The sequence below is a fragment of the Neomicrococcus aestuarii genome, from assembly GCF_014201135.1.
GTDB lineage: Bacteria > Actinomycetota > Actinomycetes > Actinomycetales > Micrococcaceae > Neomicrococcus > Neomicrococcus aestuarii.
On sequence record NZ_JACHDR010000001.1, the window covers coordinates 248,401 to 264,018 of the forward strand.

At 58.9% G+C, this 15,618-nt stretch carries 14 protein-coding genes; 5 read left to right on the forward strand and 9 right to left on the reverse strand.

Annotated features, from left to right (window positions below):
- Positions 1 to 5: 5 nt before the first annotated feature.
- Positions 6 to 1,475: a cytochrome b/b6 domain-containing protein gene (locus HD598_RS01105; protein ID WP_183663219.1), complete on the forward strand. Its 1,470-nt coding sequence runs from the start codon at positions 6 to 8 to the stop codon at positions 1,473 to 1,475.
- An 81-nt stretch (positions 1,476 to 1,556) separates the two neighbouring features.
- On the opposite strand, the gene HD598_RS01110 is transcribed toward HD598_RS01105, so the two are convergent.
- The 5 genes from HD598_RS01110 to HD598_RS13275 all read right to left on the reverse strand — a co-directional run bounded on the left by HD598_RS01110 (position 1,557) and on the right by HD598_RS13275 (position 6,655).
- Positions 1,557 to 2,240: a hypothetical protein gene (locus tag HD598_RS01110; RefSeq protein ID WP_183663222.1), complete on the reverse strand. Its 684-nt coding sequence runs from the start codon at positions 2,238 to 2,240 to the stop codon at positions 1,557 to 1,559.
- A gap of 34 nt (positions 2,241 to 2,274) precedes the next feature.
- Positions 2,275 to 2,772: a heparan-alpha-glucosaminide N-acetyltransferase domain-containing protein gene (locus HD598_RS01115; RefSeq protein ID WP_183663224.1), complete on the reverse strand. Its 498-nt coding sequence runs from the start codon at positions 2,770 to 2,772 to the stop codon at positions 2,275 to 2,277.
- Entirely contained in the window at positions 2,765 to 3,424 is a 660-nt protein-coding gene (locus HD598_RS13265; protein WP_221244563.1) for a hypothetical protein, read from the reverse strand. The genes HD598_RS01115 and HD598_RS13265 overlap by 8 nt, the downstream gene beginning before the upstream one ends.
- On the reverse strand, positions 3,421 to 5,253 hold the full coding sequence (locus tag HD598_RS13270; protein WP_221244564.1) for a hypothetical protein: 1,833 nt from the start codon (positions 5,251 to 5,253) through the stop codon (positions 3,421 to 3,423). Before HD598_RS13270 ends, HD598_RS13265 begins: the two co-directional genes overlap by 4 nt.
- Positions 5,254 to 5,653: 400 nt before the next feature.
- A complete protein-coding gene (locus HD598_RS13275; RefSeq protein WP_221244565.1) occupies positions 5,654 to 6,655 on the reverse strand; it encodes an AMP-binding protein in 1,002 nt (333 codons plus the stop codon).
- 260 nt (positions 6,656 to 6,915) lie between these two features.
- Between HD598_RS13275 and HD598_RS01125 the strand changes: the two genes are divergently transcribed.
- Entirely contained in the window at positions 6,916 to 8,112 is a 1,197-nt protein-coding gene (locus tag HD598_RS01125) for an IS110 family RNA-guided transposase (protein ID WP_183663228.1), read from the forward strand.
- 139 nt (positions 8,113 to 8,251) lie between these two features.
- Here the strand turns inward: HD598_RS01125 and aqpZ are convergent, their stop codons facing one another.
- Positions 8,252 to 9,016 carry an aquaporin Z gene (gene aqpZ / locus HD598_RS01130; RefSeq protein WP_183663231.1) on the reverse strand — a complete coding sequence of 255 codons (765 nt, stop codon included), beginning with the start codon at positions 9,014 to 9,016 and terminating at the stop codon, positions 8,252 to 8,254.
- 677 nt (positions 9,017 to 9,693) lie between these two features.
- On the opposite strand from aqpZ, the gene HD598_RS01135 reads away from it, so the two are divergent.
- Complete coding sequence (locus HD598_RS01135; RefSeq protein WP_183663234.1) at positions 9,694 to 10,890, forward strand: IS110-like element ISAar17 family transposase; 1,197 nt, start codon at positions 9,694 to 9,696, stop codon at positions 10,888 to 10,890.
- 414 nt (positions 10,891 to 11,304) lie between these two features.
- On the forward strand, positions 11,305 to 11,580 hold the full coding sequence (locus tag HD598_RS01140) for a hypothetical protein (protein ID WP_183663237.1): 276 nt from the start codon (positions 11,305 to 11,307) through the stop codon (positions 11,578 to 11,580).
- A 2-nt stretch (positions 11,581 to 11,582) separates the two neighbouring features.
- Here the strand turns inward: HD598_RS01140 and HD598_RS01145 are convergent, their stop codons facing one another.
- Positions 11,583 to 12,041 carry a GNAT family N-acetyltransferase gene (locus HD598_RS01145; protein WP_221244566.1) on the reverse strand — a complete coding sequence of 153 codons (459 nt, stop codon included), beginning with the start codon at positions 12,039 to 12,041 and terminating at the stop codon, positions 11,583 to 11,585.
- A gap of 37 nt (positions 12,042 to 12,078) precedes the next feature.
- Between HD598_RS01145 and HD598_RS01150 the strand changes: the two genes are divergently transcribed.
- The gene (locus HD598_RS01150) at positions 12,079 to 13,143 is read left to right on the forward strand and encodes a DUF2332 domain-containing protein (RefSeq protein ID WP_183663243.1); all 1,065 of its coding nucleotides are present in this window, start codon (positions 12,079 to 12,081) and stop codon (positions 13,141 to 13,143) included.
- A gap of 6 nt (positions 13,144 to 13,149) precedes the next feature.
- On the opposite strand, the gene HD598_RS01155 is transcribed toward HD598_RS01150, so the two are convergent.
- A complete protein-coding gene (locus HD598_RS01155; RefSeq protein WP_183663246.1) occupies positions 13,150 to 13,815 on the reverse strand; it encodes a response regulator in 666 nt (221 codons plus the stop codon).
- Complete coding sequence (locus HD598_RS01160; RefSeq protein ID WP_260170453.1) at positions 13,812 to 15,518, reverse strand: sensor histidine kinase; 1,707 nt, start codon at positions 15,516 to 15,518, stop codon at positions 13,812 to 13,814. The genes HD598_RS01155 and HD598_RS01160 overlap by 4 nt, the downstream gene beginning before the upstream one ends.
- Between the last annotated feature and the right edge of the window lie 100 nt (positions 15,519 to 15,618).

Sequence of the window (15,618 nt, forward strand, 5' to 3'; positions counted from 1 at the left end):
GCGAAATGACTACTGACACGCCACTGTCCTTGCGCCGCGGCTTGCCGCGCACTCCCGGCGGCGATCCGTGGCCGCCCGCTGTTGCTTCTGCGGCGACCAGCACGGTTGCGGCAAGTACAAAACCTGAGTACGACGACGCAGCCCCGGCCCTGCAGATTTCCTTACGTCAGGGCTTGCCTCGCGTTGCCGGAGGTCCCGCGTGGCCGCCGCTGGACGCAACGGCAACTTCGACTCCTGTGGTTCCGGCACCGGCCGAACCGATCGAGGTCAAACAGGAAGTCTCTCAGCCGGTCGTCGCAGAGCCTGCAGTCGATGAGCCCGTCTTTGCTGAGCCCGCAGTTGCCAAACCACTCGTTTCAGAGCCCGTTGTGGCAGAACCTGCAGTGGCTCAGGCTTCGGTTGCGGCGCCGGTCGTTGCACCACCGGTGGTAAGCCCGGCGACACCGCAGGTGGAGTCGCGGACGCAAGCTGCGTCGTCGTCCTCGCCGGTAAAGAAGGCAGAAGCGAACCCAAAGCCGGCAGGCAAACCCGAACCGAAGCAGGCCGAACCGAAGCGATACGGCGCCTACACGCTGAGGCAGTGGATTGGAACCATCGCCGCGGTCATCGTGGGACTCCAGATTCTGGCGCTTGTGGTGGTGCTCGTGGCACGCGGGCTGATGCAGATCGACGCAGTGCAGAACTTCGTGCAGACGTACCCGGGGCATTCCGAACTGCCCGAGAGCGCGCCCGTGGGAGTGCCCGCGTGGCTCGCGTGGCAGCACTTCTTGAACATGTTTTTGATGGTGCTGATTATTCGATCGGGTCTGCAGGTTCGCCGCGAAACTAAGCCGGCCGCGTACTGGACGCCGAAGGGATCGTCCAAGAAAGTCAGCCTGACCATTTGGCTACACCAGGCGCTCGATGTGTTGTGGCTGGTGAACGGGCTGATCTTTGTGATTCTGCTGTTCGCCACGGGGCAGTGGATGAAGATTGTGCCCACCAGTTGGGATGTGTTCCCGAACGCCATCTCCGCAGGGCTTCAGTACGCGACGCTCTACTGGCCCACCGAGAACGGATGGGTGCATTACAACGGGCTTCAGCAACTCACGTACTTTGTCACGGTGTTCATCGCTGCGCCGCTGGCTGCGATCACCGGTTTCCGCATGAGCACGCTGTGGCCGGAAAAGAACAAGACGCTCGCGAAGCTCTACCCAGCGGAGATCGCCCGCAAACTGCATTTCCCCGTCATGATCTACTTCGTCGCGTTCATTGTGGTGCACGTGGCCCTGGTCTTCGCCACGGGTGCACTGAGGAATCTCAACCACATGTTTGCCGCTCGCGGCTCGGTGGATGCGGCGGCGCTCGCGGGGGATTGGACCGGATTCTGGTTCTTCGTGGGAGCCATGGTGATCATCGCTGGCGCGTGGATCGTAGCGCGACCCAGTGTGGTGGCGCCGATCGCTCGACTGTTCGGCAAAGTGAGTAGTCGATAACGATAACTGCGCAAAAGAGCCGGCAACCAGATCCTTGTGAGGATGACTGGTTGCCGGCTCTTTGTGGTTACTGGCGGAGAACTACGCCCTGGTAGACCGATCTTTTCGTTCGGGAACGAAGGCTGCGCCCACTGCCTTGGAAGACTTGGAGACCAAGAATTCCAGCGGGCCAGTGCCGCGAATCTTCGCCCACGCCATGGCGAAGACCGCAGCTACAACAATCTGCGCGATGAAGTAGATGACGTAATTCTCGCGGACGTTGATGAGATTGACGAACACCAAGTGAGCCGAGTACAAAGTCAGGGTCATGGTGCCCATGGCCGCGAAAACACCCAGCCAGCTCATGATGTATTTGCTCAGGATCAAGACCAAGCCCAAGACGAACATGGCCAGGCCTGCGCCGAACGCAATGGAGAACGCCGTGTTGGTGTGCGGTGCATCCAGCGCTAGCCACCAGTAGGTGGTGGTAGGGAAGTAGCTTTCGGCGCCGAAGATTTGGTAGGAGCGGAGCTCTTCGCGAGTGAGTCCCTCGGTGGCATTCATGATTTGCTGCAGGCCGTCCTGACGGATCAGCAAGATGTACGTGGCGATCTTGCTGAGAACAGCAACCACCAAGCCAGTGATCATCACGGCAACCTGAGTCCGTTCGCGATGCAAAGACAAACGGCCAATCGCGATGCCCAAGCAAACATAGGCAGCCCACGTGACCGCTGGATAGGTACCCGTCAGAGTCAAGATCATCGCGACATCGCCGGGGCTCGCCATCAGATCTGTCAACGTGGGATTACCAGTGAGCGGTTCAAATCCGGCCTGGTAGGCGTGGTAGACCGCGAACGCGTTTATCGCCGTGGTACGGGTTGGAACCGCCGGTCATGAACGCGAGGCTCACTCCGGCCAGCAGAGCGAAGAGTGCTGAAGCGTTGCCGGAGAAGATGGACCACGCGGCAGTCGGTTCGCCCGTGGTCCGGTCGTAGGACGGCAACGTGTGAATGACCACCATGCCAATAAAGGCGATTCCTCGGGCGACGTCAACGCCGCGCAACCGTTTCTGTGGAACGTTCTCTTTCATGGTGCGCTTCCTCTTGCGGCGCTTCGCATTATGCCGACCGCGGTAGTTGGGGCTAACTTCGGTGAACTGGTCGTGAGTTTCCGTAGCGAAAGGCCGGGCGTCAGTATTCGTTGCTTCGCGAGGCGCGGGTCCTTCGCCGCCCACCCAAATGGAATGCGCGGGCCGAGGTCCTGGTTGCGGGTGGGACGAAGAGACTTGCTCCATGAGTTCGGTCTTTGGTTCAGCCATGGTGGACCAGCTCCTGCTCATTAACTCGTTGTGCTGGGTTACCCGCCCAATAGCCATCAGGCGGGATCACTTCTTGTCTTAGGACCAGAGAGCCCGGTCCTACAGTGCTTCGTTCGCAAATAGATGAGCCCGGCAAAATGAAGGAGTTCGGGCCCAGCGTGGCGCCATCGTGCACGTAGACGCGCTCCATGGACATCACTCGGTCTTGGAAAAGGTGGGTTTGAAGGACGGTGCCGCGGTTGATGGTGGCGCGCTCGCCGATGTTCACGAGGTCAAATTCAGGAAGCCACCACGATTCCACCCACGCGCCGCGACCGATTTTCACGCCCATGAGGCGCTGATACACGTTGAACAGCGGTGAACCCAAGGCATGACGCACGAAGGACGGAACTGCTAGCTGTTCAACAAACACGTCCACAAGCTCTCCTCGCCACACGAAGGAGCTAAAGAGCGGACGATCCCCCACAGGGTAGTGACCAATCAGTACCCATTTGAGGATGAGCGGGATGATGGCAAAGATGCTGGCTGCCACCATCGCCACAAACGGGGATGCCAAGATGGCCGCGATGAGCCCATCCAGCGGAGAGTCTCCGTTCATGTAGATCATCGTGAGCCAATAGATCACGAACAGATCCACCCAGGAGGTGATCATGAGCGGAATGAGGCGGCACAACTCCACAAAGACGCGCTTCCTCTTGAGGGAGCGGGACGGGTTGTACGTTTTCTCGGCGTCCGCTTCCACCTGAGCGCGCGGGATCTCCGTGGCGGTCTTGCCAATCCAGGTGGTGCCCTGAGCTGGCTTGTCCGGGGCCGCGTACTGGTCAGCGAGGCGTGATCGGCAATGAAGCAGCCGTCATCCAAGCGGGTCAGGTGCGGAATGGTTTCGATCGTGGAAATCTCCACGTTCTTTCCCACGCGAGCTCCCAACAACCGCAAGAACGTGGGGGTGAACCAGGACGCGTAAATGGGGTAGGCCTGAATCAAGGACCTCTGCAACAACGACCATGTGATCCACGCCGAGAGACCCTCACGGCTGCGCACGGAGAAGTACCCTGGCCGAAGGTCGCCCGTCACCACGCGGACGGTTGCCACAATCAAGGTCAGCAACGTCAACGCAGTGAGGATCGTGAAAATCGGGACATACCAAGCCAACGCTACAAACACGTCTTCGTAGTACTGCGTGTCGATCTGCAAGGTCATGATGATGGCGCCACCAGGGATGATGGCCAGCATCGGAATGAAGGAGACATAGAAGATCGCCAGAGCGGATGCTCGACGGTACTTGCGTTCGCTCCAGCACTGAACACGTGGTTCGGCCGTGGAGGATTCACGAGGCCACGATTCTCCGGCCACCCCAATGATGTGGAACGGCGAACCGCCCCAGAACTCTCCGGCCGGAACAGTGCCGTGAAAGTGGGAACCCGATTCAATTTCTGCGTCGTCACCGATGGTGACATCCGGCGGGGCGATGGAACGAGCACCAATTCGGGCGCGATCCCCAATGGTGACCTTGCCGACGTGCACGGTGTCGCCGTCGATCCAGTAGCCGCTCAAGTCTGCTTCCACTTCAACGGACGCTTGATTGCCAATGCTCGCAAGTCCCGCTACCGGAGGTGCGTTGTAGAGCACCGCGTCGTCTCCCACCTTGTTGCCAAAGAGACGGTGCAACGGGGTGTTGAACGGAGTTCCGTAGAGGACATCAAGCTTCTGGAACGTGAGGAGTCGTTCGGCGCTCCAGAGGCACAAGTGCGGCCAGGAGCCGCGTTCAACGTCCCCAGGCTTGACGAAGGAGTTGAAGAAGCGGACCCCCAGTGACGTCCAGAACACGCGAGCCGGCAACGTGAAGAACAGGAGCCATGGTGTGAGCGCGATGTAACACTCGGGCAGTGGAACCCAGCCAGCTCGGAAGAAGGCTGCCAGAATCCACACCACTGCAAGAGCAGCCGCCACGTAGCGCAAGCCGGTGATCGCGTAGAGGAAGCCCAAAAACGCGGTTTGGTACCAGCCCGCGGAGGCGCGGGGCGCCTGCGGTTCGTCTCGCGGCGCGCGTTCGCCGCCGCCTCCTCCCGAACCGTCTCCGATTCCCTGCAAATAGAAGCCCATAGCTTGGAGGCTCGAATTCGCGTACATCCCGGCGATGGTTGCGTCCGGGAACTTCGCGCGAACGCGGGTCAACAGGTTCGCCACCAACACGGAGCTTCCGCCGTTGGCAAAGAAGTCGCTCTCGGCGTTCAAAGGAATGGGCCCTAGCAGGTCAACCCACTCGTCGCGGAGCCACTCGAGAGATTCATCGATGGGCTCGTCATCCACATCGTCGGCGAAGGGCAGCGGCCACGGCAGCGCCTTACGGTCCACCTTGCACGAGGTTTTCAGCGGCATGGAATCCAGCTGGCACAAGGATGGAGCCACACCGCCCGGCAGTTTGCTGGACAGTGCCGAACGAAGCTCGCTGACATCCAATTTTTCGCCGGTGCGAGACACGAAGTAGCCCACAAGGACATCTGAGCCACCGTTGGTGTCTGCTTCGTAGCAGCGCCCACAAGAACCGCAGGAAGGGAAGTGATCGCTTCGTCGATCTCGCCAAGTTCCAGGCGACGGCCGCCCATCTTGATTTGATCGTCAATGCGGCCGGCAAACACACGAGACCCTCGGGGTCGGCCACCACATGGTCGCCGGTCCGGTAAGCACGGTCCCACCCAAGAGCAAGCAGCGGTGCATACTTTTCCGCGTCTTTGGCGTCATCGAGGTAACGGCCCAGTCCTACGCCGCCGATTACCAGTTCGCCGGTGTCGCCCCAGCGCACGGGGAATCCTTCGCTGTCCACGACGGCGAGGTTCCAGCCCCGCAAGGGGCGGCCAATCCGGACGACGTCGCCTGGTTCCTACAGTGCCGCCGTTGCGATGACGGTTGCTTCCGTGGGGCCGTAGGTGTTCCATACTTCGCGACCGGGAACGGAGAGCCGTTCGATCAGCTCTGGGGGACAGGCTTCGCCGCAAAAGATCAGGAGACGAACTTGTTCCATAGAGTCGGCCGGACACATCGAGGCAAGGGTTGGGACGGTGGAGATAGCGGTGATGTGGTGGTCTCGGATCCACAATCCAAGGTCTTCGCCGGAGCGGACGGTGTCGCGGGACGCGGCGACCAAGGTGGCGCCGTGGCGCCATGCGAGCCACATTTCCTCACACGAGGCGTCGAAGGCAACGGAGAGGCCGGCCATGACGCGATCATCTGGGTTCAGTGGCTCCTCGCTGAGATAGAACGTTGCCTCAGTGTCCACGAGTGCGGCCGCTGATCGGTGTGTGACTGCCACACCTTTGGGCACACCGGTGGTGCCGGAAGTGAAGATGATCCACGCGTCGTCGTGAATGGACGGCTCGCTGTGATCCATGTTGCGGTGACCGTCAATGCGTGGGGTGATTTCCAGATTGGCACCGATGACGGCGCACACGTTGGCCTCAGTGAAGACCGTGTCAGCGCGAGAGTCTGGGTCATCCCAATCCACGGGAACGTAAGCTGCTCCGGCGAAGAGGATCGCCAGAATGGCGGTGTAAAGATCGGTGGTGCCGGACGGGACGCGCAGTCCCACGCGGTCGCCACGTCCCACGCCGGCATCGCGAAGCCGGCTGACATGCAGGTCTAGTAGTTCAGAGAGCTCCGCATAGGTCAGCGATGCATCGCTGCCTTCGAGTGCGGTAGCGTGCGGAAATTCCTTGGCGGTTGCCCGGAAGATGTCTGGCAACGTGCGGCTTGGTACAGGTTCTTCTGCCCCGAAAATGGCGACATCTTCATGGTCGTCTGTGCCGTTCAGGCCAGCTTCCAAATGCCGACTCAGATCCTCAAAGTACGGATTGTCGGCATATTTATTTCCCAACAACTCAGTCATTAGTTTCCCGTTATGTTGTTGACGGCCCCTAGTAGTGGATTATAGGGACTGTCGGCCGGCCAATCTCGGCATGGTGTCTTGCCCCTGTCTAACCAATGATCCGGGGGGGGTGTTGCCACCGAGATTGGGATGGCAGCAAGGTGATTGCTGATGAGGGGCGTGGCGCCAAGATACGGTCGCCTGTCATAACGTGGATGTAAGACTTTGCTACCGACGGTTGGTCGACCTTGAACAGGAACGAGTTCAAAGGAGCACTAGCCATGAAAACCACGGATATCGACATATTCCTTGGCCTCGACGTGGGGAAAAGCGATCACTGGGCCTGCGCCGTCTCCAAAGACGGCACCAAAATTTGGAACAAAACCCTGCCCAACGACGAAGCCAAACTCACCGCTATCTATGAAAATCTCAGCACCAAGGGCCGCGTGCTGGTTGTTGTTTATCAGCCCGCCACCATTGGTGCGCTGGCCGTCGCGGTCGCCCAGCAATTGGGAATCACTGTTGCCTACCTGCCTGGACTTTCGATGCGGCGCATCGCTGACATGTACCCAGGAAACGCGAAAACAGACGAAAAAGACGCGTTCATCATCGCGGACGCGGCCCGCACCATGCCGCATACCTTGCGCAGCATTGAGGTATCCGACGAAGACGAAGCCACATTGGGTATGCTCACCGGATTTGATCTGGATCTAGCCAGGCAGATCACACAGACCAGCAACAGGATCCGCGGACTGTTGACCCAAATCCACCCACCGCTAGAACGTATCCTCGGCCCCTGGCTGGAACACGACGCGGTGTTGGAAGTTCTCGCAACCTGGCCAACCCCAGCACTGCTAAAGCATGCGGGCAAAGCCCGGATCGATGCGAAGCTCAAGAAGCACGGAGCACGCCGGCACACCGCGTGGGCTTCAACCGTCATCGACGCCTTGGATGAACAGAGCGTCGTCGTGGTAGGCACCGACGCGGCAGGTCTAGTCATCCCTCACCTTGCCCGGCAGCTGATTTCCTTGCATTCCCAACGCGATGACGTTGCCACACATCTTGAAACCATGGTGGAGGCACACCCTCTTTACCCGGTCTTGACGTCCATGCCAGGGGTCGCTGTCAGGACCGCCGCGATCATCATCGCCGAGACCTCCGGCAAGACCTTCACCAGCGCCGCAGCGTTGTCTTCCTACGCTGGTTTGGCACCGACCACGCGCCAGTCAGGGACTTCGATCAAGTCCGAGCGAGTCAGCCATTCAGGCAATAAAGGATTGAAACGTGCGCTCTTCCTTTCGGCGTTCGCGGCCATCCGTTTCGATCCAGCCAGCCGGGAATATTACGACCGGAAACGAGCTCAAGGTAAACGTCACAACCAAGCGCTCATCGCATTGGCTCACCGACGGCTCACCGTCTTGTTCGCCATGATCCGCGACGGGTCACTATACGAAACTCCCGAGCAGAAAATCGCTTGACACAGAACATAGGGGCACCCCCGTGAGCCGGTCCGACGCGGAATTTCTATTCGAACGCATAAAACGGACTCCCGGCGCAGCGAAATTTGAACTGCTCCGGGAGTCCGTGCCGTGCAGGTAACGACCTGACGGATGCACGCTAGTTCTTATCGAATCCCTCACGCGCCTTATCGACAAAAGCTGGGAACAGCATCTTGTAGCTGACGCCGGCAATCGCAGCACCAATGATTGGTGCCACGATAAACAGCCATACCTGCCCCAGCGCTTCCGGGCCCGCAAACCATGCCACGCCTAACGAACGTGCAGGGTTCACCGAGGTATTGGTGATTGGGATTGCGACCAGGTGGATCAGTGTCAGGGACAAGCCGATTGCAATCGGCGCGAATCCTTGTGGAGCACGCTTGTCGGTGGATCCGAGGATCACAAAAAGGAAAATCGCGGTCAAGATAATTTCCGCAATCAGGCCAGCCATCAGGGAGTAGCCATCCGGTGAACGATCGCCATAGCCGTTGGAAGCGAATCCTGATTCAACCGCGTTGAATCCGTCCTTGCCCGAGGCAATGGTGAACAATGCAGCACCTGCCACACTAGCGGCGATGATTTGCGTGATGATGTACGGGGCAACATCCTTCCACGGCGTACGGCCAGCTAATGCTGTGCCAACAGTAACCGCTGGATTGAAGTGTCCACCGGAAATATGGCCCACCGCATAGGCCATGATCAATACGGTCAGACCGAAGGCCAGGGCTACGCCCAGGAATCCGATCCCCATGTTCACGGTGTCGTCTGCGATAACTTTTGCGGCGAAAATAGCTGAGCCGCAACCGCCGAGTACGAGCACAAAAGTGCCCAGGAATTCGGCCGCGAGCTTTGCGCCGGTTGTCGGCACTGATTCATCTGACATGCTTCGTTTCCTTCCTCGATGAGTTCGCGAGTTCAGCACCAGCGTAAACCTTCACCCGCTGCTACCGGTAAATCGAAACGGAAATAGTCGCACGTTTTTCAATCTCTTTTCCTTTCCATCGGATCCTCCAGGATTCGAACTCGGATACAAAATCCATAATGAACAGCACCACCCGAACGGCGCAGAAACGTCATGGCGGCTGGCTCGGGATTGGCACTGAACCCGATTCCGCCCCCCCAGAGCTCAATCTAGAGCGCCCGGATTGATCCCGGTGACCAGTGCCAGAAGTGCACGCATGGGAATGAACGTGCTGAAATACAGCTTCAGAAGCAAATGAACGTACGAGCTATCTCCACCGGCAGGTTCGAAATGGCAAGAACCCACCACTCATTCCACCGCCGTGGCATGCACATGCCGGAGCAGCCTCGTTATCTTTTTGATAGTCCCTAAAAAGAGGATCATAGGGACTGTCGGCCGACCAATCTCGGCATGGTGTCTTGCCCCTGTCTAACCAATGATCCGGGGGGTGTTGCCACCGAGATTGGGATGGCAGCGTGGTGATTGCTGATGAGGGGCGCGGCGCCAGAAAATGGACGCCTGTCATAACGTGGATGTAAGACTTCGCTACCGACGGTTGGTCGACCTTGAACAAAAACTAGTTCAAAGGAGCACTAGCCATGATCACCACGGACATCGATATTTTCCTCGGACTCGACGTAGGGAAAACCGACCACTGGGCCTGCGCCGTCACTAAGGACGGCACCAAAATCTGGAACAAGACCCTGCCTAACGACGAAGCCAAACTCGTCTCGGTCTACCAGAATCTCAGTGCCAAAGGCACCGTCCTGGTCGTCGTGGACCAGCCAGCTACCATCGGAGCCCTCGCTGTTGCGGTCGCCCAGAACCTCGGTATTCCGGTGGCCTACCTGCCCGGACTTTCGATGCGGCGGATCGCAGATATGTATCCCGGCACGGCGAAAACCGACGAAAAAGACGCGTTCATCATCGCGGACGCGGCCCGCACCATGCCGCACACGCTGCGCAGCATCCAGGTCTCTGATGAGGATGAAGCCACCTTGGGCATGCTCACCGGATTTGATCTGGATCTAGCCAGGCAGATCACCCAAACCAGCAACAGGATCCGCGGACTGTTGACCCAAATCCACCCACCACTTGAACGAATCCTCGGCCCATGGCTGGAACACGACGCGGTACTTGAAGTCCTCGCAGCCTGGCCCACCCCAGCCGCGCTGAGGCATGCCGGCAAAGCCCGGATCGATGCGAAGCTGAAGAAATACGGAGCTCGCCGGCACACAGCGTGGGCTTCAACCGTCATCGACGCCTTGGATGAACAGAGCGTCATCGTGGTCGGCACCGACGCCGCAGGCTTGGTCATCCCTCACCTAGCACGACAAATGATTTCCTTGCACGCACAGCGAGCTGATGTTGCTGCACATCTTGAAACCATGGTGGAGGCCCACCCTCTTTACCCGGTCCTGACATCCATGCCAGGGGTCGCTGTCAGGACCGCCGCGATCATCATCGCCGAGATCTCCGGCAAGACCTTCACCAGCGCCGCAGCGTTGTCTTCCTACGCTGGTTTGGCACCGACCACGCGCCAGTCAGGGACTTCGATCAAGTCCGAGCGAGTCAGCCATTCAGGCAACAAAGGATTGAAACGTGCGCTCTTCCTTTCGGCGTTCGCGGCCATCCGTTTCGATCCAGCCAGCCGGGAATATTACGACCGGAAACGAGCTCAAGGTAAACGCCATAACCAGGCGCTCATCGCGTTGGCGCACCGTCGACCGACGGTCCTGTTTGCGATGATCCGGGATGGCTCACTTTATGATGTTCCGGAGCTGAAAATAGCTTGACACAGAACATAGAGGCACCCCCCCAGGATCATTACTCGTAGCCTAACGGAGGATTTGGCGACTGTGCAATTTTTCGCCACCTCAATAGTTAAACAAATTCATGAAGCACATATAACTCATAGTCAGAGCATGTTTAACAGTGGATTAAAGGTAAGTTGGAAAATCATCCATCATATTAATCGTCACCTATGCGAAGATATATATACGTTGTAATCCAACTATTGTGGAACAATCGAGCAGGGTCTCGCGGGGCGCCGGAAATACACGGAGAAAGGGGTGCCAGGGCATCTTTAGACGAATGGTCAAGCGGTTTGGCTGACTCCGCCCCTAGAATATTTGCGTTGGGGTTCAGATCGCCGCTTCGAAGCTTGGACGTTCCCGGGCTACGGGGCGGCATGCACATAGGAGCGCATCATGAACCAAGGGACCAAACTTGCAACTTTCGAAGAATTCGCAAGCCCAATAGTCGAAGATCGGGAAGCGTTTTACGCAAACCCGCAAGTCCTGATGGACGAAATTTCTCCGGAAATGATTGACGAAATCGCCAGCAATTATTCGCGGGGCATGAACCTTTCACGCCCGTGGGAAGACCTCGATTCCGCCACACGAGCCGATATTCGCCGTACCGTAAAAGGCATTGTCTCTTTGTCGCTTCCGGTCTTGTTGCGCCATGAAGTGGTCAACCCGTAGCGCTATAGCTCCTTGAGATAGCACAGCATGCGGTAATCCTCGCCTGGCTGGATATTGGAGAATCCCAAGCCTTCATAAAACCTGCGGGTATCCGTATCAATTTCGTCAACATTGATATGAATTTCTCGACAATCGAGGTCCATTAAGTCTTCTTGTGCCATGCCCACTAAGAGCGTGCCAAGACCATGGTTACGGAACTCCGGCACCACATAGAGTTCCTCGAGTTGCGCTAACGGCCCATCAAAATAGGGGGTGGGCCGTAGCGTGAAATACGCGAAACCTGTAGGCGAATCCGGGGTCCCGGACACGTAAACCAGCACGTCCTCGCGCTCCAACAGCGTTTCGAAACGGGCAGCGAAATCGCTAGCAGGCGTCGTCGTACTCCCAAATTCTGAGTTGAAGTCCCACAAAAGTTGCCCAATCAGAGCCGCATGCGATGCTTCGGCGCGAAAGATTTCCATAGCCATAGATTCTCCCATTGGAGACTAGAGTCACAGTATGGACATGAACTTCGAGGACGTTGCCTCGAGCTATCGACGCTTCGCGGAGCGGGAGATCCTCAACGCGCCCGTGTACGTGGAGTGGTGCCTTGCCGTGGTGGAGTCCGCGGCGGCCCAAGAATTGCTTGCGGGGCTTCCCGAGATGAAGCGCCAGCCGAATTTGGTTTTCGCGGCGGCGCGGTTTCTTTCCGGCCCGCACGACGACGCAGCGTGGGCTCTCGATACCGCGGACGGTGCCGCTTTTATTGCGTTCCTGAAGCAGCAGTGGGATCAGATTCGTCCGATCATCCTGGAACGCTCAACGCAAACGAACGAGGCCGGTCGCTGCGCGATCCATAACCTGCTCTTTGCGGAGATCAGCGGGCCGATCGCCCTCATTGAGGTGGGGCACTCTGCTGGTCTGACGCTGATCCCTGATCACTATTCCTACCGCTACGTGGATGAGTCCGGTGAGGAAATTGCTCGGGCCGATCCTAGCGAGGGCCCCTCAGCCGTAGAGCTGACGTGCGAGCTGCGCGGTGACCTCCCGCAGACATGGTCGGCGCCGACCTCAGTGCCACAGATTGTGTGGCGCGCTGGCATTGACTTGAATCCGCTCGAACTGAATCCGGAGACCGAAGCGGGCCGCGACCAGATCCAGTGGATGAAGGCGCTGATCTGGCCAGGGCATGAGCATCGCGCTCGCATTTTGCCGCACGCCGCGGCAGCCGCCGCCGAAGCGCGTGCTAAGGGACCCTGGGTGTCAGTGACGGGGGATTTGCTCAAAGAACTGCCGGCCCTCGTGGAACGCGCCGAACGCGAAGCGCCACGGGCCACCATCGTGGTGATCCACACGGCCGTGATTGCGTACTTGCCAGATCCGTCCGAATTCGAGACACTCATTGACTCGTTGGGATCGCGCGTGCGCTGGCAAGCGCTCGAAGGGCAGAAGGTATTGCCGCTGATTCAGCAGCGCTTGGCCGAGGATCGCGCCGATGTTCCCGGGTATGCCTTTGTGCTCTCAAGCGAGGGTGATCCAGTGCTTCAAGCGCACCCGTGGGGGTACTGGGCTGACCGGCTCTAGTAGGCGTTAGCGCTTCCAGCCGTAGCGGCGCTCAGGACGACCAATTCCGTACCGCAGATCAATCTCCACCTTGCCTTGCTCATTGAGGTACTCGAGATAACGGCGGGCGCTCACGCGAGAGGTGCCCAACAGATCGGCGGCTTCGGCTGCAGAGATGTTCGCGTCTGCTGCTTTCAAGATCTCCACGACCTTCTCCAGGGTCTCGGAACTGAAGCCCTTCGGGAGCCTCTTGTCCGGGACGCTGAAGCCAAAGATCTTGTCGATGTCTTGCTGATCCGCAGTCTCAGAGACCTGGGAAAGCGGGTGGTAGGTGTTTTGGTAATGGACTAAGCGTTCGCGCAGGTCAGCGGCGGAGAACGGCTTCATCAAGTAGTGCACAATGCCGCCGCGTAACGCCTTGCGAACCGTGTCCACTTCGCGGGCCGCGCTGATGATCAACACATCAAGCTCCGGGTCCAGCTCACGTAGCTTCTGCAAGAGCTCTAGACCGCTCATGTCCGGCAAGTAGATATCTAGAAGCACCAGATCCGGAGCATACGCGCGCACCGCTTCCAAAGCGGCAGCACCCGTGTGCGTGGCCCCAATGACGGTGAACCCGGGGACTTGACTGACGAAACCTGCGTTGACTTTGGCCACCATGAAGTCGTCATCGACTACCAGTACCTTGATCATGACGAGTGGTTCTCACTTACTGTTGCGGGTTTGAACGGAAGGTGCGCCTCGAAAATCGCGCCCGGGCCGTGATGATCGGAGGTGAGCAGGTTTCCGCCGTTACGGACCGTCACGCTACCGCCGTGGCGTTCGCACACCAACTTAGTTAGCGCCAAACCGAAGCCGCGCTGCGCGTGGGGAGCTGCGGCGTCGTCCTTCGTTGAAAATCCCTGCACAAAAATGCGGTCCAACAAATCCTCCGCCACCCCGGCGCCAGAGTCGCGAACCGTCACGTGAATCGCGTCCTCCTCGGCGCTAATAGTGACGCTGACATGGCGATCCGTCTCATGATGGACGGCGTCCATTGCGTTGTCAATCAGGTTGCCCACCACAGTGGAAAGCTCGCGAGCCAGGGTATCCGGCAAGCGGGGGAGCGAGGAATCTTCGGTGAGGTCAAAGTCGATGTTGCGCTCGGCGGCAATGCTGGCCTTGGCGATCAGGAGGGCGGCGATCGCGGGTTCGTGAATCATGGAGGTGACGTCCTCATTCAAGCGCGTCATGCTCCAGCGGATACCGTCCACAAACTTCACCACTTCGTCGTACTCGCCCAGCTGGATCAGTCCGGAGATGGTGTGAAGCTGGTTCGCGAATTCGTGGGTCTGCGCGCGCATCATCTCCGTGCTCACACTCTGCATGCCGAGTTCCCGTTCCAGCGTCGCTAGCTCCGTGTGGTCGCGAATAGTGGTGACGGAACCTACAGGTTTGCCGAAGGACATCAGCGGTTTGCGGTTGAACGCGAGCAGCCGTTGACCCACAATCACCAAACTGTCCGGGGTGGACTGGTCTGAGGTGAGCAGCTTGGCTACCAACGGATTCGGCGCAATCTGATCGATGCGCTCGCCGATCACCTCGGTAGGCAGCCGCAACAGATCCTGCGCCGGCTGGTTCACGAGGCTCACTCGCTCTGCGGCGTCCAGGGCCACGATGCCTTCCTTGACGCCGTTGACCACGGTATCCAAGTGCGTGGCCAAATCCGCGATTTCCTGGGGCTCCATGCCGAAGGTCTGGCGTTTGATGCGCTGGGAGAGCAAGAGCGATCCAATGGCGCCGATCGCAAGCGCTAGGCCGCCGTAAATCATGACGTTCGGCAGGGATTGCTCAACGCGCTCTGACAAGGACGGATACGTGCGCGCGACACCCGCGAGGCCCACCATGCGGCCACTGTCATTCATGATGGGCACCCGGGCCATCAGGATTTGGGTTCGGTCGATGTCCAGCGAACCCGTGACGCCGCGGCCGAGGTCTTCTGCCCACGAATCGATAGGGAGTGTGTCATCCAGAAGCGTGGGCTGGGAGGAGCTCACAATGGTGCCGTCCAAGTCGGCGAGGAACACGTACTCGAAGCCGGAGGTGCCGGACGTTGATTGGGTGACGGCGGGAAGGGCTGCGCTGTGACGCGTGGCGGGGTCCTGCATGAGCGTGCGCACGGTAGGCACGCTCGCCAAAGTCTCGGCGACGGCGAGCGCTCGCCGGCTTTCCGTGCGTTCGAAAGCGGCCGTTGACTGGGCAAGGGAGAATCCCATAGTGCCCACGACGACGGCTGCCACGATGAGCAGTTGCAAGAGCAAGAACTGGCTGGCGAGGGTGAGATGGCGCGAAGTACGACGACGCTCGCGGCGGACCGCTGGCATCGTTGCGTGGGGGAGTGCTGGGGTGGCAGACATGGCTGTTCGAGATTACCGCGCTTTAGTGACATAGATCGCGTTTACACAATGTTCATAAAGACCATTGCGAACGCAAGTATGACCTCGGTCACAAGTGAAC